A 3,691-nucleotide genomic window follows, 5' to 3' on the forward strand; every position below is an offset into this window, starting at 1 on the left:
GAAAACTCCCAAGACTTACATCAAATTCTTGGTACCAGCAAAACCCCGCTGCGAGATTTAGGCGCAGCGGAATTGTGTCCGGGACAAAAAGTTCTGGATAAATTAAATGAAAGCTGGCGTTAAAGACGCCTAATAATAAATTTATTAAGGTCATACACTTGCCAAAAATTATTGTAATAACTGGTGCCGGTTCGGGCTTGGGAAAGGCCCTAGCGACACATTTTGCAGGGGATGGCGATAAGGTCGTACTGCTTGGTCGTACCCTTGAGAAAATAGCAAAGGCAGCAAGCGAGATTGGCGGCAACGCGACGGCAATTCAGTGCGATGTGTGTTCTCCAGAATCGGTTCGCAATGCGTTTAACGCAATTTCAGCACAATTTTCTAAAATTGATGTACTGATAAACAACGCTGCCTATGTACACCGCGTGATGTGTGATGACGCGTCAGATGAGCAAATATACAATAGCTTTGCGACCAATACCCTTGGCCCTGCTTATTGCTCACGGCAGGCCATTCCGTTAATCAAACGGGGTGGTTCCATTATTAATGTCAGTAGCGGTGCGGTCGATAATAATTATCCGGGCTACGCGCTATACGCCGCCTCTAAAGCCGGTATGGAGCGGCTGTCACTTGGTCTGTACGAGGAACTGCAGCCCAAAGATATATGTGTAACGTATGTGCGTTGCGGTCAGATGATTGAAAAGATCGGCGCGTGGGAAGACCTCGATCCCAACGTTAAGCGCATGATGGAAGAAGCCATCAAAATGGGGCAGGATCCCCGTAGTAGACCGAGCTCGACCTTTGCCTCGGTCGCGCAAGTATTCCGCACATTAATTGATATGCCGGCGGACCTCCGTGCCCCGAGTATCACGTTAAAGCCACGGGCGAGTGACAATTAGGACGTCTTCTAGTACCTAGTGATTAGCATTTGTGTCGTAGTGGGGACTGCAAGCTGCGGCCCTGTCTCTTGTTATTAAACAGTCCTTGTTGGATTTGTATTAAATGCCGTCCTTTGCGTATAAAACTAACGCAGGCAGTCTCCCAAGTGTCATTTTAGTACTCCCATTTTTTGCCTCCCTTGATTTGCTTAAAGCTCATGGCCGCTGGTCTCGTGTGTTAACTGGTATAGGTATAATTACTTATGAACACCGTTGTTGACTACTTTGGGCGGCCGTGTGAGTATTTGTTTCGTTGAATGATGGTTATCGGAACGACTAATGGCGTTGTAGTCGCTGCGATAGCCAAGAAATAAATAACTAATAATCAATTAAATTTTGCGCTTTACACAAAAACGATCTAATACTTAATTGGCGTATACCTCGAAATTTGCATTTGTTCGTAATGCGAACAATGGCTATAAATGGAGTTTCCCTTCGCGAGGTGCACTCGTTTTGTACTTAGTGGTTAGAACAAAAACAATTAAGACCCGGGTTCATAGGAGAGTAAGAATGCAAGCAATTTCCAAAAACAAAAATGCAATTCTGCAGGGCATACGTAACACCAGGCTCAGTTCTAAGAGTCGTTTGAAATTCTGCCTATGGGCGCCAGTTTTATTGCTAGGTTCGAATATTGGACTTGCTGCAGAGAACGACCAAATAAATGGCAAGGAGCTTACCCTTGAGGAGGTTTTGGTTACGGCTCGGCGCAAAGATGAAACACTTCAAGAGGTCCCTGTCAGTGTGGCGGTTGTAACCGCTGACGCGATTGATAAGTTGAATATTCGTAAGCTCGAAGATTTGCAGTCGGTAGTGGCTGGCTTGACCCTAGAAGAAGATTCTATCGCCCCGAATTCCTCGCTACGCGGCGTGCGTTTTGACACCTTTGCGAGTGGCTTCAATCCCACGGTAGAGTTTTATTTGAATGATGCCCCAATTGTGTCATTGGCGGCGATACAGGCCTTGTTTGATGTTGGTCAGATAGAGGTGTTGCGTGGCCCCCAGGGAACATTGCGCGGCCGAGCTTCGCCTTCTGGCGCCATTACCATTACAACGCAAAGACCTGATCTCGTTGATTTTGGCGGTTATGTTGATTTGACCTCGTCTAGCAACGGCGGTGGAAATGCAAAAGCGGCGGTTAATATACCGCTAATCGAAGAGAAACTTGCGCTCAGGTTTGCCGCCTTCCATGAGGAAAACAATGGCAACGGTGTGCGCAGTATTAATAGCGAGACGAGCTCGTCTTATCAAGGCGACGGCTACCGAGTGTCGCTCCGTGCCGAACCCATTGAAGCGCTGTCTGTAAATTTGATGTACCAGCGAATCGAGCCAGATCGTCAGACATTTTTCCAAGTTGAGTCCGCTAATATTGCGGATCCGTCACAGCCTGCTAGCCCGCGAACGATTCACAGCGATGAGCGTTTGGCTGTGACCAATTACCCTGAACGCGCGAGCCAAGATATGGAGCGCTATGGTTTGGAATTGGCCTTTGACCTTGGTGAGTTCATCTTAAATTATTCTGGTTCGAAAACGGACATGGCTGTCAACAGAAAGACCCCGTACGGGAGTGGTGGTGACTTGGGCGATTTTTTTGATGCAAGTTACAATCAAGCCGCGCTGGACAACCTTGGTCAGGTCATATCGACCAATACGAGTGGCGAAAGTCATGAGTTTCGAATAGCGACGGACGAACCACTGGCGGGTAAGTACAGCGTTATCGCCGGCATTTTGTATCAAGAAAATAGTTCTGCGAACGATGTGTTTAATCCGACGGCCTTATTCGCTCAGGCCCTGAGTCCACAAAGTTTTGCAGGGGTTACGACCACGCCGATTGTGTCTGCCACTGACTCAAAAGAGAAGTCCGTATTCGCCAATGTCACCTGGGATTTAACTGAGGTCGATGAGCTTTCGCTTGGCGTGCGTTACATCACCTTCGAAACGACCTCAACCGTAGACGTAACTTCTCAGGGAGTGACCAATAGGATTTCAAATTTTGATGAGGATTGGTCAGAGAGTATTTATTTGCTGTCTTACCGCCATCAATACAATGAAGATTTAATGGCCTATGTCACAGCGGGCAGCTCTTGGCGGCCGGGGATTTCGGCAGTAGGCGACTTTAGTGTTACGCCGAGCGCCAGGGAAAAATCTTTCATAACTCTTGAGCCAGAAACCTCTGATTCGATCGAGTTCGGTGTTAAATCAACGTGGCTTGATAGACGGCTTAATCTGAACGCCTCTGCGTTCTATCAGCAGTTTGATAATTATCCGTATCGCGCCGGTGGTAATGGCATTTACTACATAACAACCTCAACCAGAGATGGCCAAAATTTTACGGATTCGGTAGATCAATTCAACTTCGTTAGCGCGGTACCGATCAATGTTTACGGTATCGAAGTGGAGTCGGCCTTCCAGGCCACCGAGCAGCTGAGTGTTGGCGCACTATTTAGTTACTCAAAAGGTGAAATCGATAATGGCACGGTCGCTTGTAATGACTACTCGCCTGCTGACGGTCAGCCTGATTCTGGCGGCAACCCTAGCGTAGCCGATATCCGCAATGGTACCGGTGGCGACACGGTTGGTGCGTGTAATGCGAGTTATCGATCAAATAATGCGCCCTTGTGGACGTCGACCTTGACCTCGGAGTACAGCTTCCCCTTTATCGACGTTGAAGCCTATATTCGTGGTTTGGTTACGTTCTACGGGAACTCGGAAAACGATCCGGCCAATCCCATTGATGATGTGGACGCCTACAATAC

Annotated in this window: 2 protein-coding genes; both read left to right on the forward strand. The window is 47.9% G+C overall.

Annotated features, from left to right (window positions below; genetic code table 11):
* Positions 1–158: 158 nt before the first annotated feature.
* Complete coding sequence (locus tag ABYT30_RS17010; RefSeq protein ID WP_373097622.1) at positions 159–899, forward strand: SDR family oxidoreductase; 741 nt, start codon at positions 159–161, stop codon at positions 897–899.
* Between the two features lie 549 nt (positions 900–1,448).
* Positions 1,449–3,691: TonB-dependent receptor (locus ABYT30_RS17015; protein ID WP_373097624.1), on the forward strand; the 2,243-nt coding region annotated here is incomplete at its 3' end.

This window comes from Zhongshania sp., assembly GCF_041623545.1.
Taxonomy (GTDB): domain Bacteria; phylum Pseudomonadota; class Gammaproteobacteria; order Pseudomonadales; family Spongiibacteraceae; genus Spongiibacter.